Origin of the sequence: Glutamicibacter sp. PAEs-4 (assembly GCF_051161755.1) — a bacterium.
Classification (GTDB): domain Bacteria; phylum Actinomycetota; class Actinomycetes; order Actinomycetales; family Micrococcaceae; genus Glutamicibacter; species Glutamicibacter nicotianae.
Window position 1 is genome coordinate 270,180 of sequence record NZ_CP195017.1, and the last position, 24,099, is coordinate 294,278.

The window sequence follows — 24,099 nt, forward strand, 5'->3', positions numbered from 1 at the left end:
TATTGGCGTCGCGGCGCCCTAAGGCTACCTGCCCTCGCGCACCACCATCGCCGAGCCGCCGCCGCGCCGGGTCGGCTCGACCGCCGCGGTCAGCGTGCCATCCGGGTTGACCTCCACGGCCGCGACCGCGCCGATCTCCGCCTGCGGGGTGAACGAGTCACCGGAAGCGACGAACTGGTGGCCGTAGGCCTCCAGCGCCGCGGCGTCCGCGGCGATGAACTCCGGCTCGGCGGTCACCCGGGCGCTGTTCCGCTGCGAGGCGCGCGGGGCGGCGATTGCCGAGGAGATGTCCATGCCCAGATCCACCCGGTTCACCAGGGTCTGCAGCACGGTGGTGATGATCGTCGAACCGCCCGGGGAGCCCAGCGCCAGCAGCGGCTGGCCGTCCTCAAGCACGATGGTCGGGGACATCGACGAGCGCGGGCGCTTGCCCGGCTCGATGCGGTTCGGATCCTTTGGGTTGTAGACGGTGGAGAAGTCGGTCAGCTCGTTGTTCAGCAGGAACCCGCGCCCGGGCACCACGATGCCCGAACCGCCGGTCTGCTCGATGGTCAGCGTGTAGGAGACCACGTTGCCCCAGCGGTCGATCACCGACAGGTGGGTGGTGGAGATGTTCTCGGTGTCCTGCTCCTCGGCCACCTCCACCACGCCGGTGGGGCAGATGCCGTCATAGTCGCTCGCATCGCCCGGCGCCACCGGCTTCAGCGCGGCGGTGTCCGGATCCAGGGCGCAGGCGCGCTCGGCGCCGAAGAGCTTGTCCGTCAGCGCCGCGGTGGGCACGTCCACGAACGCCGGGTCGCCCAGGTACTTGGCGCGATCGGCGTAGGCCAACGCGCTGGCCTCCAGGTAGTGGTGCAGCACGTCGGTGCGGGACATCTCGGACAGCTCGAACTGGTCCAGGATGTTCAGCGACTCGCCGACGGTGGTGCCGCCACTGCTGGAAGGGGCCATCCCGAAGACCTCCAGGCCCCGGTAGGTGACTTTCGTCGGATCCTGCTCGATGACCTCGTAGCCGGCCAGGTCGGCGGCCGTCATGTGGCCCACCGGCACCGGCAGCTCGGTGTCCTCGACCACCGGGGGCGCCTGCACGGTGGCGGCGATCTGCTCGGCCAGCTCGCCCTCGTAGAAGCTGTCGGTGCCCTGCTGGGCGATCATCCGGTAGGTGCGGGCCAGGTCCGGGTTCTTGAACACGGTGCCCACCGCGGGTGCGTCCCCGCCGGGCAGGAACAGCTCGCGGGTCGATTCGAAGGCGGCGAAGCGCTCCTTGTTGTCCAGGGTCTGCTCGCGGAAGGTCTCATCCACCACGAAGCCGCGGGTGGCGGTCTGGATCGCCGGCTGCAGGGCCTGGCCCAGGCGCAGCGAACCCCAGCGCTCCAGTGCCGCCTGCCAGGTGGCCAGCGTGCCGGGCACGCCCACCGAGACCCCGCTGGTGACCAGCTCGGGGGTGAACGGGTAGGGCTCGCCGGTGGCCGGATCGATGAACGCATCGCTGGGCATGGCCGCCGGGGCGGTTTCGCGCCCGTCCAGGGTGCTGATCTTCCCGGTCTTGGCGTCGTAGTACACGAAGTATCCGCCGCCGCCGATGCCGGCGCTGTAGGGTTCGGTGACGCCCAGGGTGGCCGCGGCCGCGATGGCCGCATCCACGGCGTTGCCGCCGCGGCGCAGCACGGAGACCGCGGCCGAGGAGGCCTCCGGGTCGACGGTGGCCACCGCCCCGCCGGTGCCGGTGGCTACGGGTTGCTTCTCGGTCTGTCGCGGGTCGGCCGCGGCCGGCGCGACCGCGGTCGCGGCCAGCCCGAGGGCCAGTGCCAGCGCTCCGGCGCCGGCGCGTAGTGAACGTGGGGGCATGGAACTGCGCTCCTTGGCAGTAGGTGGGTCATGACACTGCCCAACCTATGCGAGCACCCCGCCGGAACCTGCTTGTGACACGCGTCACAGGTGAAGTCCGGGGTTGGGCCAACTTCCTGGATGGGTGAATGCGATGGCTTTGGTTCTTATCAAATTCTATTAATGGTTTAATCCATGTGAATCACGATTGTTTCTATATGGAAAAGTGCTGATGCATCCACAGTTACAAAGGCATTACGCCGACAAATCTCAAAGTGCGTACTTAGACAGGTTGGACGAGCGGCAACTGAGAAAGAGAGCTCGTAGATACTTCAGCATGTCGAAGCTGGGTTGGACTACTGATCAATTCCGCACCGAAATCTATCGTGTGCTTACTCCACCAGGATTCAAGTCCTTCACATTGCCTCAGTCTTTTATCCCACTTTCTAAGGGTTCATTGATGTTTAGGGCGAGAGTCATCGATTCCCCAGAAGTGATACAAGAAGTCAAGAATGTGATGCACGCTCGTCATTCAGCTCGAGCTGGAAGATTGAACCGTGAAGGTGAGCCACTTTTGTATGCGGCCAGTAATCTGCCGACTGTGGTTGGGTCCCTTTAAGCAGTCCAGCAGCTATGCGATAGCTAACTGATTCTCTCTAACCCACTCATCCCAAAACCGGGACGGCGTCAACCCATCCAAAGACCCATGGGGACGCTCATGATTGTAAATGTCTTTCCATTCATCAGCCAAATACTTCGCTTCCACCATAGTGTCCATAATTTCCCCGGAAAGCTGTTCACGCCGGAACTGCGCATTGAACGACTCGATAAAACCGTTCTGCCAAGGTGAGCCCGGATCGATAAACGCAGTGGACACCCCCACAGTGTTGCACCAATCCACCAGCGCGTCAGCAGTGAACTCAGGCCCGTTATCACACCGCACAAACGTTGGCTGGATCCCAGTTTCAGCAATGATGTCCTCCAAAACAGCCACCACATCAGCAGCTTTAAAAGACCTGCGGGGAATGATCGCCAAAGCGGTCCGCGTGTACTCATCAATGACATTGAAGAACCGGATATGACGGCCACAAGAAGTGACATCCGACTGGAAATCAAAGCTCAGTACATGCATCGGGTACTCGGCGGTCAACCGCTTCTGTTCCCCAGCGTCTGGGCCGGTGCGCCGCTTCTTTCGACGCTTGGGCTTACAGACCAAGCCTTCTTCTCGCCATAATCGTCGGATGCGCTTGCTGTTCAAGACAGTGTCATTCCATCGTTCGGTGGCCAGCAAGTGCCAGCGGGCTTTGCGCCACCCCCACGTTGGATGCTTAGACGCGACAGCCCTCAAGTCGGCTCGTAGCTGCGCTTCGTCAAAGCTCATCGGTGTTTTTTTCTTACGTAGTGCCGAGCGGTTCTGGCCCAGAACGTGGCAAGCGAAGCGTTCGGACGCCCCGAATTTTTCCATCGCCATCCGTACAGCACGGCGGCGTGGTTCGGGGCTTAGAATTTTCCCTTGGCAACCTCAGTAAGGATGTCGTTGGCGAGCATCTGATCAGCGAGCAGCTTCTTGAGGCGCGCGTTTTCCTTCTCTAGCTCCTTGGTACGTTTGCTGGCTTCAGCGTTTTTCTCGGACCCGTACTGGTTGATCCAGCGGTACCAAGTAGCTTCGGTGATCTGAAGTTCCTTGATGACCTCGATCATCGGGTGTCCGTCGTTGAGCATCTTTTGTCCTTGACGGACTTTAGCGATGACCTGGTCTGGTGTGTGTCTGCGTGCCATTGTTTCTGTGATTCCTCCTGTGTCCATTGTCGGACACGAGTACTCGCATAGTCACTGGACTACTTTCCGGGGACCCAACCAACTGCGCTGTTGGAGGTGAGAAGTAATCCTGGAGATTTAGTAGCTGTTGCGCAATTCTCTGTAAAGAGAGACATCTCAACTAGCGCCTTGGGAAACGTGATGTCGCACCCTAAGATGACGATGTCCCATCGGCGAAAATTAATTGCCATCGGTGATTTTCTCGCCACTCTTGTTAGTCAATCAGATAAGCCGCATGGTGAAACAGATTACGCTGAGACCGAGTTCGTTACTAAAGAGCTTTTTGACTTACCCTCCGAAATCATGTCCGGTTGGACGTACCCGTCCTACGTTAGTAAGCAGAGTTCAGGCGTGAACTTCGCCTTTCGCCCTGAGCAGGTCAACGAATCACTGACCTTGGATACTGTCATACTTCTCGAGCTCAAAGAATCTGATGATATTGGTGCTAATGTCTTTATTTCTCGGAAACTGATTCCAACAGACTCCGGGATGTTGATCCCCGATCCGAATTTCAACTAGGTTACCTGCTGCTTTCTGTTGCTAATGGCGGCAGCTAGCCGAGATACTTCGGTCTGCAAGTGCCCGAACGGTTTACTTGATTGAGGTTGCGGTAATGTCTGACCATCTTCACATGCGTCGGCGGCCAGCAAGGGGTGGCAGCGCTGCAGTAACGCGGCTCTTCGCAATTGTGGGTGTAACCGCGGTCGGAAACCGCCGATCTCCAACAGCGTACGAGCAGGGACCGATAACGGGCCATGCTACCGGTTTCACGTGTTCGCTGCTGTCATGGCTCCGGGGATCACTCAAATGCTCGACAGTCCGTACCGGCCGCAGACCACCCGAAAGTCCGATCGGTTCAACCGCACCATGTTGTAGGGACGGGCGTACGTCAAGGCGTACCGGTCGGAGGCCGAAAGGGTGGTGGCGTTCCCGGTGCTGTTTGAGTCCTAGAATGATCAGCGTGGATACACTCCACTCAAGGGGTCTGACTCCTGCTGATCGACTCCTCTGTGGGCAGTGCAGATAACGGTTGAGCTGGACGAGCTTGTCCGGGATCTTTGATTTAGTGGCTCTGCCGCTGTATCTCCATATTGCCTTGCGGGTAGCTGCGGGCGAGTTCCTGGCGACTTGCTTGCGCGTGCTCATCGTCAGTCCGATGGTGCTGACAAACACCCGATGAACCGAGGAAGTAGCAGTGAAGTTGGCGGAGGTTTTCTGATGACGCAACCTCGTATCCGTGCCGAAGGTTCCTTATGAGTCAACGCGGTTGATTGACACTTTATGGATTTGAGGTATCATGTGGGCATAGAGATGAAGTGAGATGAGAGGAATTCTTGAATGCCAGTATTCGAAGAAGAAGACGTCGATTAGAGGCTAAATTGTCTCATCGGAATATACAGAATGGACTACGGTCAAACAGAGTTTGCTCCGTAGTCCATTTTTCGGTCCATTTTTCGACTTTCTGGATCTAATAATTACACCGAGCGGGAACACGAACTTATAAATCAGCTACGCTATCAGCAGTTGCTACAAGAGTCTCTAGCCCAGTTTGGCGGCGGCGAGAGTCGTATGAAAATCAAGCGGGGAATGTCTTGGCCCCTGAAGCATTTTGCCGAGTAGTTCCGTTTCCATTGTCAAGCGGCTTTTGCGTCAATGACGCCCTTACATGTGAGGCTGGCTCCGAACTATGCCTGGGAAACGGAATGAGTGATCCGGCGCGTTCCCGGTCTCAGCTCTTCACGTAGTGCCGAGAACGGCAGAAAGCATGCTAAACAAAGGCGAGAAACTGGCCGTTGTGTGCTTCTAAAAGAATTCCCGTATTGCGCCAGCCGTGAATGGTCGTCCACCTCTTTGTCCAAGTAGCCGGGGCGCCGCCCGTAGCAGCGCGGCAACTGTTCCGAAGAACCTAGGCACCGGCCGGGTGATCCTGTCGGCAGTTGGGTCTCTATCTTGATTCATGTGGACCAGATTGCCCAGTGACAGGCTGAACGGCGGATACCCCACCCGGCTCGCCAGTCGCGCCGAACTCTTGGACGTGCTACGCAGCGATGCCCTCTACTTATGATCAATTCAAAGGTTCGTTACAGAGGGTTCTTGTATCGAGATAGCGTCGGCATAGGCGTGAAGATGCAGAGCTACCGTTTGAGTTGGTTTAGGCGCGCTGCATCGATAGTTGCCTTTCGCGCTGAGATTTTCGTGCAGAAAGATTCGAGAGATGTGTAAGCTGATGCTTGGCGGTACGATCGGTTTGTCATCGTGCGTTTTGCAACTACATAAGGTTTCAGTCTTTCGAATTGGCGCAGGATTATAGTTCCGCCGACCTCTCGGAAGGTTTCCAGATCGTAGATTCCGCGTTGATGACCTAATGCTAATCGCTCTAATCCGTTGAGAGTCTTAGCGATTGCTGTAAGAATTTCGTTTTTCTCGTCTCGCGTCAAGGGAACGTCGGGACTGCGACCGGGCACTAGGGCGGTGTGGGTAGTAAGAGCTGTTGCTTGCTCCTTAGTGATCTCCTCAATGCCCAACTTTTCGGAAATTAGGCTCCTCGTTTCCAGAGTCGCGTCGGACCATCTGGACCACGCTTCCAGAGTATCTTGACGTTTTTTGCGTCGCCAGCCCAGCCAAGTCGTAAAACTAGCGATAAATAGTGAGATGGCAGCAATGAATAGTGACCATGTCGGTGCAACGGGCGCAATATGGGAAAGAATGGTCGAGCTGCCAACTGTGTCCCTCATATGTGGGTAAACAAGCAGAACAAGAAGACCTAAGATTATGCATAAAGAGACCCAGTCTCGAATATTTATTCTCTTCATTCCATCATATAATCATGCTTCAATCTTGGCATGTCAAGGATCTGGCCATAAAGCAAAGGAATTGCTCTAGGTAGTGTTATTGAATATTTTTGGATCGCTAATACAAACAGGAGTAATTTAGGGGTTGTGCTACTTGTAGAGGCTGCTCGGGTTGCGCGGCGCTGATCGTGTATAGACGGTGCATTCGGTAGTGCATGTGTAACGAAGTGGTGTGAAATCTCGGTACTTCGTGGACAGAGGATCTCGTCACTTGGTACACACTCGGAGCCTGTTTGATGGATTGTGTAAGACCCCTAGTCAATTGACAGAAAGAGACTAGGAAAAACACGGCATGACCATCCAGAAAGACCAGGCCGAACAGAGCATGGAAAACGCCTCCGACATCGCCGACAACATCGCAGCAGATCATCCGCGCCAGCTTGGAACGAGGCCTGAAATCCGGGCTGTCTAGCCACCTGGGCTATGAAGCAGGGCGAAAGCCACGGCCGGTTCCTCCCGAATTCCCGCAACGGCTCCTACCCGAAGTCCGTGTCCACCGTCGCCGGGGACATCGACCTGCAGATCCCGCGGGACCGTGCCGGCACGTTCGTTCCGACCCTGGTGCCCAAGGGCGCGCGCCGCACCGGCGGCCTGGATGAAGTGATCGTCTCCCTGTATGCCGGAGGGATGACCGTGCGGGACATCTCCCACCATTTGGAAACCACTGTTGGCACCCAACTGTCCCACGGCACGATCAGCAAGATCACCGACGAGGTCCTCGATGAGGTCGCATCCTGGCAGAACCGCCCGTTGGAGGAGTTCTACCCATTATCGGCAGCACTACAACCAGCGCCGGCCCCACCAGTCGTTGAACCAGTCCACCCCGCAGCTGGCGTGGGAGCTGCTGGAACATACCCCGGCGACCGAACCGATCCCGTTGGCGGTGCTGGAGACCAAGGCCGCGCAGTATCGCCGGGCACGCAAGCTGCCCCAGGTCGCGCAGGGCCGGTCGGTGATCACGGTGTCGAAGGAGGGCAGGATCCTGGATCCGGCACTGCTTGCCGAACCGGGGCCGGTGCTGGAAGCGAATCAGGTGCTGGTTGACGTGACGGTGGATCATCGCCGGGTCTACTACCAATGGTATCATCTGTCGTTGCCGACCACGTTTGCCGGGCGCAGCTTTTGCCGCACGATCACGGATCAGGAATTTCTGCTTTCGGATCCGGGCACCGGGGAGGTCGTCTTTTCCTTCCCGCTGCCGATGGTCGCGCTGCACGTGCGGGGAGGTTAGGTGGCCTCGTACTCGATCAAGGGAATTACCTTGTCGTATCCGACGAAGCAGTGGGAGCGGAAGGCCGCGATCTTTCGGGAACAGTTCGTCCGGGGTGAGGAACAGATGCCCGAGGTCTTTGACTACAGCTGAACCACGTGAGGGCTACCAGCCGATCCCGAAGTGGTTTCCGGGTCGGTTGGTAGCTGTGTGCAAAACCTTGAGATCGAGTGTGTACGAAGTGACGAGATCCTGTGTCCACGAAGGAGCTTGTCAGATGGATTGTGTAAGCCCCTAGTCACGTTCGTTATTTAGGGCTTCGTAACAATCAATTCAAATACGGCTCAATCCGTTCCGGGTAAGCCATCGCCAGCTGCTGCAACGCCTGCTTCCAGCCGCTCGTCCCAGCCCCTTCCACCAGATGCGCTCCAGCACCGGCCCGCGGGGTGCGGCCCTTCTTTTGCGCATCCTTGAAACGCTCCCTCGCCCGCTTGTCCTCGATATTGCAGATCGCCAGCCACAGCATCTTCACCGCCGCCGCATCCGACGGGAAATGCCCCCGGGACTTGGTGACCTTGCGCAACTGGTAGTTCATCGACTCAATCGCATTCGTCGTGTAAATGACCTTCCGCAACTCGGGCGGGAACTCCAAGAACGGGGTGAAGCGCTCCCATGCGTTGCGCCAGGTGGCCACCGCGGAGGGATACTTCCTTCCCAGCTCGGAGGCCTCGAAATCATCCAAGGATTTCAGCGCGGCTTCGATGCTCGGAGCGGTGTAAATCGTCTTCAACTGCTTGCTGACCGCCTTGCGGTCACCGTAGGAGACGAACCGGTTCGAAGCGCGGATCAGGTGCACCACGCAGGTCTGCACGGTTGCCCGCGCCCAGGTCGCCTCGATCGCCTCGGGGAACCCGGTCAGCCCGTCGCAGCAGGCAATCAGGACGTCCTTGACCCCGCGGTTGGCCAATTGCGCGCAGACTTGCGCCCAGAACTTCGCCCCTTCGTTCTCGGTCACCCAGATGCCCAGCACATGCTTGATGCCTTCCACGGTGACGCCGATGGCCATATGCGCGGCCTTGTTGCGCACCTGGTGCCCGTCGCGGACCTTGATGACAATCGCGTCCAGGTAGAGGATCGGGTAGAACTCCTCCAAAGGACGTTCCTGCCAAGCGGCGACCTCGTCCAGCACCTCGTCGGTGATCTTGGAAATCGTGTCGTGGGACAGCTGGGTGCCGACGGTGGTTTCCAAATGGTAGGCGATATCCCGGACGGTCATGCCGCCCGCGTAGAGGGAAATGATCATCTCGTCCAGGCCTCCGGTGCGGCGCGACCCTTTGGGCACCAAGGTCGGGGTGAAGGTGCCGGCACGATCCCTGGGGATCTGCAGGTCGATATCCCCGGCCACTGTGGACACGGTTTTCGGGTAGGAGCCATTGCGGGAATTGGGCAGGAATCGTCCGTGGGTTTCGCCTTGCTCGTAGCCCAGGTGGCTGCTCAGCTCGGATTTCAGGCCGCGTTCGAGTCCGGCGCGGATGATCTGCTGGATAAATCCGTCCTTTCCGTCGAGCTGGATTTCTCCCCGGTCGATGAATCCCATGAGTTCGTCGAAGGCCCCGGATTCCTTGACGGCGTCCATGGAGCCGAGGGCTGCGATTTTCTCGGCGATGTCGGAGGCGTTTTCCATGCTCTGTTCGGCCTGGTCTTTCTGGATGGTCATATCGTGTTTTCCTAGTCTCTTTCTATCAATTGACTAGGGGTCTTACACAATCCATCTGACAAGCTCCACGAAGTACCGAGATTTCACACCGTTTCGTTACACATGCGCTACCGATTATCTCTGCTAGACACCCTATGCTCCATGATCTACGGCGGACCACGCTATGACCCGCCAGCCCGATACGCCGCTTTACGTCGGAGTACCACACAGGTACCCCGGTCCTACAGCTGCAGTTCTCGCACCCCACCGTGGCCCGCCCTTACCGGGTCCTGTTCGCCGTGGCACGCCGGCGCATCCACGCCATCACCCGCATGACCAGCGCCCAGTACAGCACCCCGGCCACCAGCGAGCCGAGCACCGCCACCAGCGGGTGGAAGGCCAGCAGCGGCGGGTAGACCAGCCAGTGGGTGAGGTAGATGAACAGCGACGCGCTGGCCAGCCACACCGCCACGCGCTGCAGCCCCAGCGGCACCGGGATGCTGCGCAGCCAGATCAGCGCCAGCACGCCGACCAGCAGCGTGGCCTCGCGGGGCGTGTCGTGGAAGAACCCGGGAATGCAGGCGATCGCCAGGGCGGTCAGCGCCAGGCGCTGCCAGCGCCCGCGGGCCACCGCGATCGCCCAGCCCATCGCGAACAGCCACAGCGCCGGCCCCGAATTGGGCACCTCCAGGTCGATGACCTGGAACCGGCTGGCCAGCCCGAAGGCGGTCAGCGCCAGCGGGTAGACCATCGGGAAGCGGCGGTGCAGGCGGCCGACCGCCGGGATGGCCAGCAGCAGCGACATGCACACCAGCAGGTAGGTGATCACCTCGACGAACCAGAAATGCCATTGCGTGGTGATCTCCTGCGGCCCGATCAGCGCGTTGAGCAGGAACAGGTTGGCCACGCTGTAGTCATCGGTGAGCAGGTAGGCCACGCCGATGAACGCCATGCTCGGCAGCGCGATCCGTGCGATGCTGCCCAGCTGCCGGCGCAGCCGCGCGGCGCCCTCGCCGCCCAGCTGGAAGCGGGCGAAGTTGTAGCCGGCCACCGCCAGCAGCACGTGGGCGCTGCCCTCCCAGTGGAACAGCCCGATGTGCGTGGCCACGATCAGCACGATGCCCACCGCGCGCAGCACGATGCTGCTCTCCATGGGGGCGAACATCCGGCGCCAGCGCGGGGTCGGGCGACCGGCGCGTTCCAGGGCCTCCAGCTCGGCCACCGGGCGCAGGTGCCAGTCCTCCGGCAGCGTGCCCAGCGCCTGCTCCAGGCTCACCGAGGCGGCCACGTAGGACAGCGAGTCCCCGCCCAGCGAGGCGAAGCTGTCAGCATCATGCACCACCGGCACCTCCAGGTGCTCGGCGAGGATGGCCCGCACCCCGCGCGCCTGCGCCGTGCGCGGGGCTGCTGCCGGCACGGGGTCGGCCGGTGCCGGTTCAGCCAGCGCGAGCACCGCGCGGTAATCCGGCTTGCCGTTCTCCAGCCGCGGCAGCTCGTCGACCGCAGTGAGGTGCAGCGCCCCGCGCGGGATACCCAGCTCGGTGGCCAGCACCCTGCGCAGCATGGCGGTGTCGTTCGCGCCCGTCACCGCAATCACCAGCCGGTCATCGGTGCCGGCGGCGATGGCCGGCACGCCCAGCTGATCCAGCAGCTGCTCGATGCGTCCCAAATCCAGGCGCAGCCCGGCGATCTTGATGAAGCGGCTGAGCCGCCCAACCACCTCGTACAACCCGTCGGGGTGCCGCCGTGCCAGGTCGCCGGTGTGCAGCTCGCTGTTCTCGCGCCCCTGGGCCAGGTCGGCCGGCTGATGCGCGTAGCCGAGCATCACGTTCGGCCCGCGGTAGACCAGCTCGCCGTGTTCCAGGCCCTCCACCGGCTCGATGCGGAAGCTGCCCCCGGGAATCGGCACCCCGATGCGCCCGGGCTGCCCGGCGGCCAGTTCCGGCGGCAGGTACGCCATGCGCGCGGTCGCCTCGGTCTGCCCGTACATCACGAACAGCTCCCAGCCGCGGTCGCGTCCCAGCTGGGCGTAGCGGCTGACCAGCTGCGGGGCCAGCCGGCCGCCGGCCTGGGTGATGTAGCGCAGGCTGGGCAGCTGCATCCGCTCGAAGCCGATGCGCTGAAGCAGGTCGAAGGTGTAGGGCACCGCAGCGAAGGAGGTCACCTGGTGCTGGTTGAACAGCTCCCAGAAGCAGGGGTCGACCACCGAGGTGCCGGTCAGCACCAGGGATGCGCCGCGCAGCAGGTGGCTGTTGATGACCGACAGCCCGTAGCAGTAGGACATCGGCAGCGTGGTGATCGCCCGGTCGGCCTCGGTCAGGCGCAGGTACGCGGCGATGGAGGCGGCGTTGGCCTGCAGGTTCTCATGGGACAGGCGCACCAGCTTCGGCGAACCGGTGGATCCGGAGGTGCTCAGCAGCAGCGCCAAGTCAGGGTGCAGCTCATGCGCGGTGCCCGCGCGCACCTCGTCGAGCCGCGGCAGGCCGGTGCCCGGACCGGAGGAGATCAGCACATCCGGGTCGAAGGAGGCGCGGATCGAATCGGTCGCCGCGGGCTTGTCCGCGGGCACCAGCACCAGCGGGTGGCCTCCGGCCAGCGCGGCCAGGTAGCCGACGATCGCCTCGACGGTGTTCTCGGCCTGCAGCAGCACCAACCGGCGCACCGGGCCGAGCTGCTCGACCACCTGGGCCACGCGGCCGGCCAGCTGCTCGTAGCTGAGCGTGCCCTGCGCGGTGATCAGTGCCGGACGCCGGCCGTAGTGGTGCAGCTGCGCGGCGAACTGGACGGTGCGCGCCGGGGATTCCAGGCGCCGGTCGGGCATGGTGAGGGACACGAAAGAGTACTTCCTAGAAGGTGGTGATGGGGTGAAGCGGTTCGCCGGCGCCGTCGAGCGCCGCGGTGGGCGGCACGGTGGCGTCCACCGCGTGATCGCCGCGCAGCACCGTGGGGGTGGTGCCCGGGCTGATGCGCACCGTGACGCGCTGGCCGGGGGACAGCCGCACCGGGTGCAGCTGCAGCGAGCGCACGCCCTGGCCGGAGGCCAAACGCACGTGGTGCAGGGTGAACGCCCCGCGGTATTCGCTGGATTCCACGGTGGCCTCGCCCTGCTCGTCCGCGGCCAGGGACACCTCGTGCGGGCGCAGCACCACCTGCAGCTGCTCCACGCCGTCTTCCCTCGGCCAGTACCCGGCGAGCTGGCCGAGTTCGCACTCAAGGCGCCCCTCGTTGACCAGCGCGGGCAGGAAGTCGGCATCCCCCATGAAGGTGGCCACGAAGCGGGTGGCCGGGCGTTCGAAGACCGCTTCGGGGACATCGGCCTGCTCGATCCGGCCGTTGCGCATGACGACCACGCGGTCGCCGAAGGACAGCGCCTCGGTCTGGTCGTGGGTCACCAGGATGGCGGTGGTCCCGGTCTCGCGCAGCACGGCCTCGACGTCGCCGCGCACCCGGGCGCGCAGGGTCTCGTCGAGGCTGGAGAACGGCTCGTCCAGCAGCACCACGGCGGGGCTGGGCGCCAGCGCCCGGGCCAGGGCCACCCGCTGCTGCTCCCCGCCGGAGAGCTCGTGCGGGTAGCGCTCGGCCAAATGGGACAGGCGCACCAGCTGAAGCACCTCGGCCACCCGCGCCCTGCGCCGGCCGGCAGGGAGCTTTTGCAGGCCGAAGGCGATGTTCCCGGCCACGGTGAGGTTCGGGAACAGCGCGTGGTCCTGGAAGACCAGTCCCACCTGGCGGTGCTCGGGCTGCTGGAAGCGCCGGCGGTCGGCGGCCACCTTGCCGGCGATGGTGATCTCCCCGGCGTCGGGGCGCTCCAGCCCGGCGATCAGGCGCAGCATGGTGGACTTGCCGCAGCCGGAGGGGCCGATGATGGTGACCAGCTCGCCGGGCTGCACGCTCAGCTGAAGCCCGGTGGCCGCGGCCACCTTGCCGTAGCGCCGGTGCACCTCGCGCAGTTCAAGCGCCGGGGCGGCGGGGGCGTGGGGTGCCGGGCTCATGCCTGGACCTCCTTGCGGTTGTTGCCGGCGGTGCGCCGGAAGAGCAGGTAGACCGGGATCGTGGCCAGCGCGACGACGCCCAGCGCGGGCAGCGCGGCCTTGTCCCAGAAGTTCTCGCGGGCCAGTTCGTAGACCCACACCGAGACGGTGGTGAAGCCAAAGGGGCGCAGCAGCAGCACCAGCGGCAGCTCCTTGATGGCGTCGATGGCCACCAGCACCACCGCGATCGCTGCCCCGCGGCGGGCCAGCGACAGGTGGATCCGGGTCAGCAGCCGGCGCGGGCCGGCGCCCAGGCTCAGCGCCGAGGCGGAGAGCGAGGGCGGGATCTTGGCGAAGCTGGCATCCACCGCCTGGTAGGCCGGGGCCAGGAAGCGCACCAGGTAGGCGCACAGGATGCCGGCCACCGAGCCGGTCACCAGCAGCCCGGTGCCCCCGGGCACGCCGAGGAATTTCAGCAGGTCATCCACGGCGGAGAAGCCCAGCAACACCCCGATGCCGATTACGGCGCCGGGCACCGCATAGCCGAAGGTGGTCGCCTGTGCGGCGGTGGCCACCAGCGGGCCGCCGCCCAGCCGCAGGCTGTGCACGATCACCAGGGCCAGCACTGCGGTGGCCAGCGCGACGATGCCGGCCACCGCCACGCTGTTGGCCAGGTACTGGGCGAGCCGAGGATCCAGCAGCTGGTTCCCGCCGCGCAGCTGCTCGCGCACCGCCCACACGGCCAGCTGGAGCACCGGTCCGGCGAAGGCGACACTCAACACCGCCAGCCCGGCGGCCGTGGCCGCCCAACCGCGTGCGCCGTGCAGTTGCTGCGGGACCAGGCCCTGCCCGCGCCCGCCCTTCTGGTGGAAACGCGAGCGCCCGCGCAGCAGCCGCTCGCCGCCGAGCACCGCCACGGCGAACAGCAGCACCAGCACCGAAAGCTGGGTGGCCGCGTCGAAGTCGAAGCTGCCCTTCCAGACCAGGTAGACGCCCACGGCCACGGTCTGCACGTTGAAGTACTGCACGGTGGCGAAGTCGGTGAGCGTCTCCATCATCACCAGGGCCAGGCCCGCGGCCAGCGAGGGGCGGGCCAGCGGCAGGATCACCCGCCACAGCGCGCGCCAGCGCCCGGCGCCCAGGGTGCGGGCCGCATCGTAGGTGCCGCGGCCCTGCTCGGCGAAGGCCGAACGGGCCAACAGGTACACGTAGGGGTAGAGGGTCAGCGACATCACCACGATGGCCGCCGGCAGCGAGCGCATCTGCGACAGCCAGGCACCGGGTCCCAGCAGCGAGCGCAGCAGGGACTGCACCGGCCCGCCCACGTCGAAGGTGGCCAAAAAGACGAAACTGAGGATGTAGGCGGGCATGGCCAGCGGCAGCACCAGCGCCCAGCTGAGCAGCCCGCGCAGCGGGAAGCGGTAGGCGGTGACCAGCCAGGCCAGCCCGCCGCCCAGCAGCAGGGTGCCGGCGCCGACGCCCAGCAGCAGCGCGACGGTGGTGCCGATCATGGCCCACACGTCGCGCGGCAGGGCCTCCTGGGTGAGGCTGCCCAGCCCCTGGATGAGCACCGCGGCCACCGGGGCGACCACGAAGCAGGCGATGAGCACGACGGCCAGCGACCATGCGGGGCGGCCGCCGGCCATCAGCAGCCGGCGGCGAGGCGCCCTGGACCCGGGACGGGCCAGGGTCTCGGGCAGGCTCACTTGTAGCCTGCCTCCGCGAGCAGTTCGATGGCCTCGGCGTTCAGGTCGCCGTAGGCGGCCGCATTCAGCGGCATCCGCTTGAACTCTCCGAACTCGGCGATCAGCGGCTCCGGCTTGACCTCGGGTTTGACCGGGAACTCGTGGTTGCCGTCGACGAAGGAGTTCTGCCCGGTGGTGGCCAGCCACTCGATCAGCTGGCGGGCCTGCTCCGGGTTGTCAGAGTTGGCGACCACCCCGGCGCCGGAGATGTTCACGTGCGTCCCGGCGCCCTGCTGGCTGGCCCAGTACAGCTTCACGTTCAGGTCCGGGTTCTCGGCCAGGGTGCGGGCCAGGTAGTAGTGGTTGTTGATGCCCACGTCGCAGGCCCCGGCGTCGATGGCCTCCAGCAACAGGATGTCGTTGCCCATGATCTGCACGTCGTTGGCCACCCAGCCCTTGACGATCTCAAGAGCCTTGTCGCGGCCGTGCAGGTCGATCAGGCTGGCGACCAGCGACTGGGTGTAGGAGGAGGTCGCGTCGCGCATGCACAACCGACCCTTCCACTGCTTGTCGGCCAGCCCGGCATAGCTGTCGGCCGGATCGAAGTCCGCCGGGTCGACGTTGTCCGGGTTGTAGGTCAGGGTGCGCGCCCGCATGGCCAGGCCGAACCAGCGGCCCTCGGCGTCGCGCAGGTCCTCGGGCACGGCCTGCTCCAAGGTGGCCGAGTCCACCGAGGCCAGCACGTTCTGGCGGGCCGCGTTCCACAGGTTGCCGGCGTCCACGGTCATGAACACGTCCGCCGGGGAGTTCTCGCCCTCGGCCTTGATGCGCTCGAGCAGCTCCGCGTCATCCCCGGAGATGAACTCGACGGTGATGCCGGTCTGGTCCTGGAAGTCGCCGAACGCGCCCTCCAGATCGTAATGACGGGCGGAGTAGATCTGCAGGTCTGCCGGGGCCTGGCCGATGCCCATGACCCCGCAGCCGGTCAATGCCATGGTTGGCACGGCCAGGGCGGCCAGGGCGGCAAGCAGTTTGGGGCGGGGCATGGGGCTCTCCTCGGGACACGATGCGAATGATGTCGAACAAGGGTAGCCTAACCGAACCAGTTAGGGAGTGTAAATCATGGCGTAATCTCTTCGATCCCCGTCATTTCGGGAATTTCCGCAGCATCGGCGAGGGATCGACGGCGGTCCGCTACCGGCCTGCGCCACGGGATGGCGTTGCGGATTGCCGCTCGTGCACGACGGTGATCTGTGCGGAAAAAGTCCGGCCGAAGTCGCAAACGTGGCGGCAAGCTCGCCGCGGGTCCGCCGGAAGGCGCTGGACGGCCGGTTTGGGCGCTGCATGAACGGCCGGGCACCGCCTCCGATTGTGACGGGCCTCATGGCCGGGCGAAGGCCGCCGGGCCGGGCGCCGGGGCATGACGGGAGCCGATCCGCGACCCGTCACGCCCCGCCCGGACATCGTGCGCCCAGCGAACTCACTTGATTGGTTCGCCGGCCGGATCCAGCACCCACCACACGTCCTTCACGCCCTGGCCGGTGGTGTCCCCGGCCTGCTTGTCGGAGGCGAAGTAGTACAGCGGCCAGCCGTTCAGGGTCAGCTGCGGCTGCCCGTCGTTGCCGGTGATGGTACCGACCTCGCCGGTGACGCCCTCCAGCTCGACGTCCTCGCCGTGCACCGGAGGCCAGGCGGTCAGGCACTCATCGGTGCAGGCCGAGGTGTCCGCGCCCTGGGTGTCCTTGTCGAACTGGTAGACGGTCATGCCCTTGCCGTCCACCACGATCTGGCCCAGCTCGGTTTCCGCGGTCGACAGCGAGGTGACCCCCTCCGCCGCCATCGAGCTGCTGGCCGAGGGCGCGTCGTACCCGCCGGCGGGAGCCGATTCCTCGGTCGTGGTGCCGCCGCCGTTCGCGCAGCCAGCCAGCAGCAGAGCCAGTGCGGCCGCGGCGGCCAGCTTCGTTGTCATGATTCGGGTCTTCATCGGGTCAGTCCTTTCTCGCGTGACCGCACGGTGCGGTTCACGCTTAACACGAGACTCCGATCACAAAGGTTCACCGATCTTCCTAAGATTTTGGCACCGGGGCGCGCAGGACCTCCTCGCCCGACTGCGTCTGCACCAGGATTTCGGAGATCTGGTCCATGGCCAGGGAGGTGGCCGCCTCCAGGGTGATCTCACGGCCGGGCACCGCCTTCCAGGTGGACACCTGCATGGTGGCACCCGCTGTGTCGGTCACCAACAGCGCGTAGGACCACGGTTCGTTCTCGTCCCCGAAGGAGTAGCCCTGCGGATAATCGCAGTTCACCTTCAGCCGCGTGCCCCAGGCGACCTGGTCCATGCCCACCTGCGCGGTCATCGGTTGTCCCGACACCGGCTGCAGGCTGAGCAGCATGGCCGGGGCCTGCGGGCGCAGTGACAGCGGGACGCCGATGGCCAGCACCAGCGCCAGGCCCGCCGCCGCGGCAAGCGCGAAGATCCTGGTGGTGCGCCGCCGGCGCCGGGCCAGGTGACGCTCGCGGGTCTTGCGCAGCAGGTCCAGGGGCGGCTGGGGAGTCGAGTCCTGTTCCGCGGGCGGGTGCGGGGCACGGGAGAGCAGCCCGGGCAGGGCACCGAGCTCGGCCACGGACTGCCGGCAGCGCTCGCAGTCCTGCAGGTGCGCCTCGAACCGGCGCCGGTCGGCCGGGCTGAGCGAACCGAGCACGTAGGCCGCATCCCACTCGAAAACCTCGTCGTGCTCGCTCATCGCGTGACCCCCCGTTCCTGCAATGCCAATTTCAAGGCCCGCATCCCATAATGCAGGCGGGACTTGACCGTCCCTTCCGCGATGTCCAGTTCCGCGGCGATGTCGTGGGTGCTGCGCGCCCCATAGTAGGCCAGCACCACGACCTGCCGGTGCGCCTGGCTGAGCGTGGCCAGGGCATCACGTATGAGAATCTCGTCGAACACCCGCTCGGCGTGGTCGCCCGCCGGGTTCTCCGGCAGCAGGTCGCTGGACTTCTCGTGTCGCGACCTGGCGCTGCGGGCCTGGTCGATGACGAGGTTGCGGGCCACCGTGAACAACCAGCCGCGCACCGCCTCGGCTCGTTCGCGCAGCAGGTCCGGCGAATTCCAGGCGCGCAACAGCGTTTCCTGGACGATGTCCTCGGCCTGGTAGGTGTCCCGCGTGAGCGAGTAGACGTAACGCCACAAATCCGCCGCGTGCAGCTCGTGCATGTGGCGCAGCGTCGCTGCGTCCCGATCCTCCACGAATCCCCTTTGGTTTGCGGCCGTGCCGGCCGACAGCTTTTCCATGTACCTGTCACGGTACAGCCTGGCAAATGGTTCAACGGGCCCGGAAGGCGTGCCGCCGGCGCATCGTTTCCGCACTCCGGCGTCGGACCGTGCGGGCAGATCGGACCCGCCGGCCGGCGTCGGGCATTATGATCGCGGACTCACCATCCGTCAAGGAAAATTCGGTTCCGGCGTCACGCTCGCGTCATGTGACCGGATGTTACGCGACTTCCATGGTGTTCAGGCGCCCCAGTAAGTCCCCGGATGACTTTGTGACGAGCTCATGAAGACATGCTTGGTCACATGTCGGGAGCGGCCGCACACTGAAATTGCCCGCAAAACACCGGGCACCACACCATCCAGAGCGACCGAGAGACCTGGCTCGATGACGTCGCAGCAACCACCCCGCGGGGGATCGGTGCTAAGGCCAGGACCGATGGAGATTGCTAGATTTCGCAACGGTCCATGGGTGGGACTATCCGTCCCGCCCGTCCGCCCCTGGCGGAGCTGGGCCTGCTTTCGGCGTGATCCTCGGGCACTACCGAGAGGAACACAGAAAACATGCGGCCAACACGATTCGCATTGAAAGCCACCGCACTGATCGCCGCCCTGGGCCTGTCGCTGACCGCCTGCGGCGGGAACAGCGCGGCCACCCCGGCAAATGAGTCCCCGGCCGCCGCCGGCGAGCCGGTCGAGGGCGGCAGCTTCGTCTACGCCGAAGTCACCCCGATCAACAACTGGCAGACCCAGGCGGCCCGCTTCTACGAGAAGGCCAACGTGCTGAACTCGGTGCTTGACCGGCTGACCTACTTCGATGTCGAGTCGGGCAAGCTTGTGGGCTGGATCGCCAGCGACTTCAGCTCCAACGAGGCCAAGACCGAATACACCTTCACCATCCGTGACGGGGTGACCTTCTCCAACGGCACGCCGCTGGACGCCAAGGCCGTCAAGGCCAACCTCGACGCACTGGGCCTGGGCATCAAGAAGGCCCAGATCCAGCCGAACGTGGACTTCGGCGCCTACGAGTCCTCCGAGGTCGTGGGCGAAAACCAGGTCAAGGTCACGCTCAAGCGCCCGGATGCGAACTTCCTGCGTGCCACCTCGTCGGTCACCGCCGGGCTCGTTGCCCCGGAAACGCTGAAGCTGGACAACGCCGGGCAGTCCTCGATCGCGCAGATCGTCGGCTCCGGCCCGTTCGTCTTCGAATCGGAGAAGCCGGACGAGGAAGTGGTCTTCTCCGCCCGTGAGGACTACGCCTGGGCCCCGGAAACCGCCGAGAACCAGGGCGCGGCCTACCTCGACGAACTGGTGGTGAAGTACCTGCCGGAGGTCGCGCACCGTGCCGGGGCCGCCCAGTCCGGCCAGGTTGACCTGGTCCGCGGGCTGCAGCCGGTCGACGAGGCCGCGCTGGCCGCCGGCGGCGGCCAGGTGCTGGCCGCGCAGGGCGTGGACCTGACCGCCAACCACGCGGCGGTGCGCATCGGATCGGGCAAGCTGGCCGACGTCAAGGTGCGCAAGGCGCTGCAGATCGGCATCGACCGCCAGGCCCTGAAGGACACCGTGCTCTCGGACAGCTATGTGATCTCGGGGTCGATCCTCAACCGCCAGGCACCGGGCTTCGTGGACCTGTCCGCCGAGCTGGCCTACGACCCCGAAACCGCCAAGCAGCTGCTGGACGAGGCCGGTTGGGTTCCCGGCGCCGACGGGATCCGCGAGAAGGACGGCAAGAAGCTGGAAATCACCGTGTCCACCTCCAACAACTCGGTGGTCATCAAGCCGGCCTTCGAGCTGATCGAGCAGCAGTGGCGCGAACTGGGCGTGAAGCTGGTCAACCGCGCGGCCGACAACACCTTCCTGGCCACCGCGCTGGTCGATGACAAGGTCGAGTTCTTCGGCACCCGCCAGTTCGCCTACGGGGGACTGGGCCCCGTGTACGGCCCGGCCAACAACTCCCAGACCCTGAACGCCGACAAGGAGCTGAACGAACTGTTCCTGCGTGAGCAGTCCGCCACCACCGAGGCCGAGCACCTGAAGCTCATCGAGCAGGAGCAGCGGGCCCTGGTGCTGGACAAGGCGCTGACCCTGGTGCTCTGGGACGAGGTCCAGGTCTACGGCGCCAACGCGAACGCCCACGTCGAATTCACCTCCGGCACCGCCCCGATCTTCCAGGGCGCCTGGAAGTCCAACGGCTGATCGGAGCAAAGCGACATGGGCGGATACATTCTCAAGCGCATCGGCCAGGCCCTGCTGGTGATCTGGCTGGCCTACACCGCGATCTTCCTGGCGGTGCAGGCGTTGCCGAATGACCCGGTGACCATCTTCCTGTCCACCGACGCGGCCGCCGACCCGGCGACCATCGAGCGGATGAAGGCCTACTACGGTTACGACCAGCCGCTGCACCTGCAGTACCTGGCCCAGCTGGCCGGGCTGCTGCGCGGGGACTTCGGCTACTCGCTGTCCTCCGGTTCGCAGGTCATCACCCGCATCGGCGAGGTGATTGGCTCCACCCTGGTGCTCGCCGGCAGCGCGTTCGCGCTGGCCGTGGTGCTGGCCGTGGCGCTAGTCGCCGCGGCCACCCTGGCCCGGGGCGCCGGGCTGCGCCGGGCGCTGCTGAACCTGCCGCCGCTGTTCATCTCCATCCCGGTGTTCTGGCTGGCCCTGGTGCTGCTGCAGCTGCTGGCGGTCCAGCTGGGCGTGATGTCGCTGTTCCCGGATGGCTCCTTCATGTCCCTGGCCCTGCCGATCCTGGTGCTGGCCATTCACCTCAGCGCCCCGATCGCCCAGGTCCTGCTCAAGAGCGTGCAGGACATCCAAGCCCAGCCGTTTATCGACGTGCTGCGCGCCAAGGGGGCGGGGGAGGGATGGATCTTCTTCCGGCACACCCTGAAGAACGCGGCTCCCGCCGCCCTGTCGATCGCCGGGATCACCATCGGCACCCTGCTGGCCGGCTCGGTCATCACCGAGACCGTGTTCGCGCGGGCCGGGCTCGGGCAGCTGGTGCTGCAGGCGGTCACCGTGCAGGACATCCCGCTGGTCCAGGGGCTGGTGCTGCTCACCGCGGCCGCCTTCACCCTGGTGAACCTGCTGGTGGACCTGCTCCACCCGCAACTGGATCCGCGCATCATCAACGCCAGCGCCGGCTCGCCGCGGGCGCTGGCCGCCTAGGAAGGGCAAGGACATGAGTGTACTGACCGAGCATGCCGTCGCACCGGCCGGGCAGCAGCCGACCGAGCCGGGCGAAGCCGCACCGGCGCCGCGCCGCCGCGGCACGGTCCTGGCCTGGCTGGCCAACTGGTGGATGCTGATCCCGCTGGCCTTCCTGTTCACCTGGGCCCTGGCCCCGGGCCTGTTCACCGGCCAGGATCCGATCACCGGCATCCCGGCGCAGAAGTTCTCCGCGCCGAGCCTGGCCCACCCGTTCGGCACCGACCACCTGGGCCGCGACGTCTACGCCCGGGTGGTGCACGGCACCAGCCAGACCCTGATGACCGCCGGGCTGGCCTGCCTGGTCGGCTCGGTGGCCGGCAGCCTGCTGGGGCTGGCCGCCGCCACCGCGGGGCGGTTCGCCGACAGCGTGGCCATGCGCCTGGTGGATGTGCTGCTGGCCGTGCCGGCCTTCCTGATCGCGCTGATCCTGGTGACCGCCACCGAACCGGGGCCGCTGTCCCTGGGCATCGGCGTGGGCATCGCCTCGATCGCGGTGTTCGCCCGGCTGGTGCGCACCGAGGTGCTGCGGGTGCGCTCGCGTGACTTCGTCCAGGCCGCGCTGATGAGCGGCGGCCGGTACTTCACAGTGCTGCGCCGGCACATCATCCCGCACGTGATCGGCCCGGTGCTGGCCCTGCTGGCCGTCGACTTGGGCGCGGCGATCCTGGCGATCTCCGGGCTCGGGTTCCTGGGCTTCGGCGCCCCGCCACCCACCCCGGAGTGGGGGCTGCTGATCTCCGAGGGACGCCAGTACCTGTCGGTCGCCTGGTGGCTGACCACCCTTCCCGGCCTGGTCATCGTGCTCGCAGTGCTGCTCACCGCGGCACTGGGCCGCAGCATCAACCGAGCCCTGCGCTTCTAGCCGGGCCCCACCGCCAAGACTGAAGATGGAAACGACAATGACCCAGAAGAACACCAGCACCTCCCCGGTGGTGCGGATCGAGGACCTGTCGGTGCGCTACGCCACCGGCACCCACGCCACCCGCGGCGTGGACCTGCAGATCCCGGCCGGGCAGATCGTGGCCGTGGTCGGCGAGTCCGGTTCCGGCAAGTCCACCCTGGCCAAGGCGCTGATCGGGCTGCTGCCGGCCGACGCGCACGTCGCCGGCTCCATCCGCTTCGGTGACACCGAGGTCACCACCCTGGATACGCGCGCCTGGCGCCGCATCCGCGGGGCGGGCATCGGGCTGGTCCCGCAGGACCCCGGGGCGAGCCTGGACCCGGTCAAGACCATCGGCTCGCAGCTGATCGAGGTCTTCCGGCTGCACCCCCAGCGCTCGGTGCCGCGCAGCCAGTGGCGTTCCAAGGCGATCGAGCTGCTGGGCAGCGTGGGCATCGACCGCCCCGAACAGCGCCTGGGCCAGTACCCGCACGAGCTGTCCGGCGGGCTCAAGCAGCGGGTGCTGATCGCGATCGCCTTCGCGCTGGACCCGCAGCTGCTCATCGCCGACGAGCCCACCAGCGCGCTGGATGTCACCGTGCAGCGCACCGTACTGGAGGTGTTCGTCGCGTTGGCCCGGCAGAAGGGCACCACGGTATTGTTCGTCACCCACGACCTGGCGGTGGCCACCGACATCTCCGACCGGGTGCTGGTGATGAACTCTGGGCGGATCGTGGAGGACCGCAGCGTGCGCTCCCTGGTCACCGAAAGCACCGAACCCTACACCAAGGCGCTGCTGGCCCAGGCGGTTTCGGGCGGCGAACGCCAGGCCCCGGCCGGGCCTTCCGCCCCCGCCATCCGGGTCAGCGGGCTGTCCCGCACGTTCGGCCGCGGCGCCGGTGCGCACCGCGCCGTGGATAACGTGAGCTTCGAGGTGCCGCGCGGCACCACCTTCTCGCTGGTCGGCGAGTCCGGATCCGGCAAGTCCACCACCGCCAAGATCCTGATGGGCCTGCTGGAACCCGAAGCCGGCCGCGTCGAGGTCAACGACCGGGACGTCACCGCGGTGCGCGGTGCCGCCCGCTACCGGCTGTGGCGCGAGGCCCAGCTGGTGTACCAGAACCCGGACTCGGCCCTGGACCCGCGCCAGCCGGTCGCCTCGATCATCGCCGAGCCACTGGTCAACTACCGCCTGGGCAACGCGAAGCAGCGCGCCACCCGGGTCGGCGAGCTGATGGAACAGGTCAACTTGGCGCCCGAACTGGCGGCCAAGCGCTCGCCGGAACTCTCCGGTGGACAGCGCCAGCGGGTGGCCATCGCCCGGGCCCTGGCGGCCGGGGCCCGCATCCTGGTGCTCGACGAGGCGCTCAGCGCGCTGGACGTGCTGACCCAGGAGCAGATCCTGGGCCTGCTCCGGCGGCTGCAGGCCGAACAGCAGCTGACCTACCTGTTCATCTCCCACGACCTGCACGTGGTCGAACGCATCAGCCACCGGGTGGGAGTCATGCGCCGCGGGCAACTGGTGGAGACCGGCACCGTCGACGAGGTCTTCTCCAACCCGCGCCACGAGTACACGCGCAGCTTGCTGGCCGCCAACCCCGGGCACGTGCTGCGCGAGCTGGCCGCCCCCGGCGCCTAGCGCACCGGCCCCGAAGTTTTCACACACACCAAGGAATCGAGCA

Annotated in this window: 17 protein-coding genes, 1 pseudogene and 1 riboswitch; of the genes and pseudogenes, 7 read left to right on the forward strand and 11 right to left on the reverse strand. The window is 65.3% G+C overall.

Translation table 11 applies throughout. From position 1 onward, the window contains the following. Positions 1–24: 24 nt before the first annotated feature. Positions 25–1,848: a gamma-glutamyltransferase gene (gene ggt, locus ACR9WD_RS01340; protein ID WP_434922536.1), complete on the reverse strand. Its 1,824-nt coding sequence runs from the start codon at positions 1,846–1,848 to the stop codon at positions 25–27. A gap of 610 nt (positions 1,849–2,458) precedes the next feature. Then, positions 2,459–3,606, reverse strand: a protein-coding gene (locus tag ACR9WD_RS01345; RefSeq protein ID WP_149597804.1) for an IS3-like element ISAar3 family transposase whose coding sequence is annotated in 2 segments (ribosomal slippage) — positions 2,459–3,333 and positions 3,333–3,606 — 1,149 coding nt in all. Because the reading frame shifts where the segments join, the coding sequence is not laid out codon by codon here. Positions 3,607–3,786: 180 nt separating this feature from the next. Here ACR9WD_RS01345 and ACR9WD_RS01350 point away from each other — a divergent pair. Further along, the gene (locus ACR9WD_RS01350) at positions 3,787–4,164 is read left to right on the forward strand and encodes a hypothetical protein (RefSeq protein WP_434922537.1); all 378 of its coding nucleotides are present in this window, start codon (positions 3,787–3,789) and stop codon (positions 4,162–4,164) included. Positions 4,165–5,780: 1,616 nt separating this feature from the next. On the opposite strand, the gene ACR9WD_RS01355 is transcribed toward ACR9WD_RS01350, so the two are convergent. Continuing rightward, complete coding sequence (locus ACR9WD_RS01355) at positions 5,781–6,458, reverse strand: DUF4760 domain-containing protein (protein WP_434922538.1); 678 nt, start codon at positions 6,456–6,458, stop codon at positions 5,781–5,783. 364 nt (positions 6,459–6,822) lie between these two features. Between ACR9WD_RS01355 and ACR9WD_RS01360 the strand changes: the two are divergent. After that, positions 6,823–7,268 (forward strand): annotated as a pseudogene (locus ACR9WD_RS01360) (transposase); the annotation flags it as partial. Positions 7,269–7,530: 262 nt separating this feature from the next. Continuing rightward, positions 7,531–7,728, forward strand: coding sequence for a hypothetical protein (locus ACR9WD_RS01365; protein WP_434922539.1), 198 nt, complete (start codon positions 7,531–7,533; stop codon positions 7,726–7,728). 307 nt (positions 7,729–8,035) lie between these two features. On the opposite strand, the gene ACR9WD_RS01370 is transcribed toward ACR9WD_RS01365, so the two are convergent. The 8 genes from ACR9WD_RS01370 to ACR9WD_RS01405 form a co-directional block, all read right to left on the reverse strand. Further along, positions 8,036–9,424: an IS256 family transposase gene (locus ACR9WD_RS01370; protein ID WP_434922540.1), complete on the reverse strand. Its 1,389-nt coding sequence runs from the start codon at positions 9,422–9,424 to the stop codon at positions 8,036–8,038. A 259-nt stretch (positions 9,425–9,683) separates the two neighbouring features. Next, entirely contained in the window at positions 9,684–12,236 is a 2,553-nt protein-coding gene (locus tag ACR9WD_RS01375; RefSeq protein WP_434922541.1) for an AMP-binding protein, read from the reverse strand. Positions 12,237–12,249: 13 nt separating this feature from the next. Next, positions 12,250–13,395, reverse strand: coding sequence for an ABC transporter ATP-binding protein (locus tag ACR9WD_RS01380; RefSeq protein ID WP_434922542.1), 1,146 nt, complete (start codon positions 13,393–13,395; stop codon positions 12,250–12,252). After that, entirely contained in the window at positions 13,392–15,080 is a 1,689-nt protein-coding gene (locus tag ACR9WD_RS01385; protein WP_434922543.1) for an ABC transporter permease, read from the reverse strand. The genes ACR9WD_RS01380 and ACR9WD_RS01385 overlap by 4 nt, the downstream gene beginning before the upstream one ends. Continuing rightward, the gene (locus ACR9WD_RS01390) at positions 15,077–16,105 is read right to left on the reverse strand and encodes an extracellular solute-binding protein (RefSeq protein WP_434922544.1); all 1,029 of its coding nucleotides are present in this window, start codon (positions 16,103–16,105) and stop codon (positions 15,077–15,079) included. The genes ACR9WD_RS01385 and ACR9WD_RS01390 overlap by 4 nt, the downstream gene beginning before the upstream one ends. Before the next feature lie 434 nt (positions 16,106–16,539). Next, on the reverse strand, positions 16,540–17,043 hold the full coding sequence (locus tag ACR9WD_RS01395) for a COG4315 family predicted lipoprotein (protein WP_434922545.1): 504 nt from the start codon (positions 17,041–17,043) through the stop codon (positions 16,540–16,542). A gap of 82 nt (positions 17,044–17,125) precedes the next feature. Further along, positions 17,126–17,803 (reverse strand): anti-sigma factor family protein, encoded by a 678-nt coding sequence (locus ACR9WD_RS01400; RefSeq protein ID WP_434922546.1) that lies wholly within the window; start codon positions 17,801–17,803, stop codon positions 17,126–17,128. Next, on the reverse strand, positions 17,800–18,351 hold the full coding sequence (locus tag ACR9WD_RS01405; RefSeq protein ID WP_434922547.1) for a sigma-70 family RNA polymerase sigma factor: 552 nt from the start codon (positions 18,349–18,351) through the stop codon (positions 17,800–17,802). Before ACR9WD_RS01405 ends, ACR9WD_RS01400 begins: the two co-directional genes overlap by 4 nt. A 331-nt stretch (positions 18,352–18,682) precedes the next feature. After that, positions 18,683–18,773, forward strand: a riboswitch (SAM riboswitch). A gap of 118 nt (positions 18,774–18,891) precedes the next feature. Between ACR9WD_RS01405 and ACR9WD_RS01410 the strand changes: the two genes are divergently transcribed. The 4 genes from ACR9WD_RS01410 to ACR9WD_RS01425 are packed head-to-tail and all read left to right on the forward strand — an operon-like array spanning position 18,892 to position 24,056. Continuing rightward, positions 18,892–20,523, forward strand: coding sequence for an ABC transporter substrate-binding protein (locus ACR9WD_RS01410; protein WP_434922548.1), 1,632 nt, complete (start codon positions 18,892–18,894; stop codon positions 20,521–20,523). Between the two features lie 15 nt (positions 20,524–20,538). Beyond that, positions 20,539–21,495, forward strand: a complete 957-nt coding sequence (locus ACR9WD_RS01415; protein ID WP_434922549.1) for an ABC transporter permease — start codon at positions 20,539–20,541, stop codon at positions 21,493–21,495. A 13-nt stretch (positions 21,496–21,508) separates the two neighbouring features. Then, positions 21,509–22,399 (forward strand): ABC transporter permease, encoded by an 891-nt coding sequence (locus ACR9WD_RS01420; protein ID WP_434922550.1) that lies wholly within the window; start codon positions 21,509–21,511, stop codon positions 22,397–22,399. Between the two features lie 37 nt (positions 22,400–22,436). After that, positions 22,437–24,056 carry an ABC transporter ATP-binding protein gene (locus tag ACR9WD_RS01425; RefSeq protein ID WP_434922551.1) on the forward strand — a complete coding sequence of 540 codons (1,620 nt, stop codon included), beginning with the start codon at positions 22,437–22,439 and terminating at the stop codon, positions 24,054–24,056. Positions 24,057–24,099: the final 43 nt, after the last annotated feature.

Coding starts and splice junctions, on each gene's coding strand:
- ggt (WP_434922536.1), bottom strand. CDS start 1,848: ATGCCCCCACGTTCACTACGCGCCGGCGCCGGAGCGCTGGCACTGGCC.
- ACR9WD_RS01350 (WP_434922537.1), top strand. CDS start 3,787: ATGTCGCACCCTAAGATGACGATGTCCCATCGGCGAAAATTAATTGCC.
- ACR9WD_RS01355 (WP_434922538.1), bottom strand. CDS start 6,458: ATGAAGAGAATAAATATTCGAGACTGGGTCTCTTTATGCATAATCTTA.
- ACR9WD_RS01370 (WP_434922540.1), bottom strand. CDS start 9,424: ATGACCATCCAGAAAGACCAGGCCGAACAGAGCATGGAAAACGCCTCC.
- ACR9WD_RS01380 (WP_434922542.1), bottom strand. CDS start 13,395: ATGAGCCCGGCACCCCACGCCCCCGCCGCCCCGGCGCTTGAACTGCGC.
- ACR9WD_RS01390 (WP_434922544.1), bottom strand. CDS start 16,105: ATGCCCCGCCCCAAACTGCTTGCCGCCCTGGCCGCCCTGGCCGTGCCA.
- ACR9WD_RS01395 (WP_434922545.1), bottom strand. CDS start 17,043: ATGAAGACCCGAATCATGACAACGAAGCTGGCCGCCGCGGCCGCACTG.
- ACR9WD_RS01400 (WP_434922546.1), bottom strand. CDS start 17,803: ATGAGCGAGCACGACGAGGTTTTCGAGTGGGATGCGGCCTACGTGCTC.
- ACR9WD_RS01405 (WP_434922547.1), bottom strand. CDS start 18,351: ATGGAAAAGCTGTCGGCCGGCACGGCCGCAAACCAAAGGGGATTCGTG.
- ACR9WD_RS01410 (WP_434922548.1), top strand. CDS start 18,892: ATGCGGCCAACACGATTCGCATTGAAAGCCACCGCACTGATCGCCGCC.
- ACR9WD_RS01415 (WP_434922549.1), top strand. CDS start 20,539: ATGGGCGGATACATTCTCAAGCGCATCGGCCAGGCCCTGCTGGTGATC.
- ACR9WD_RS01420 (WP_434922550.1), top strand. CDS start 21,509: ATGAGTGTACTGACCGAGCATGCCGTCGCACCGGCCGGGCAGCAGCCG.
- ACR9WD_RS01425 (WP_434922551.1), top strand. CDS start 22,437: ATGACCCAGAAGAACACCAGCACCTCCCCGGTGGTGCGGATCGAGGAC.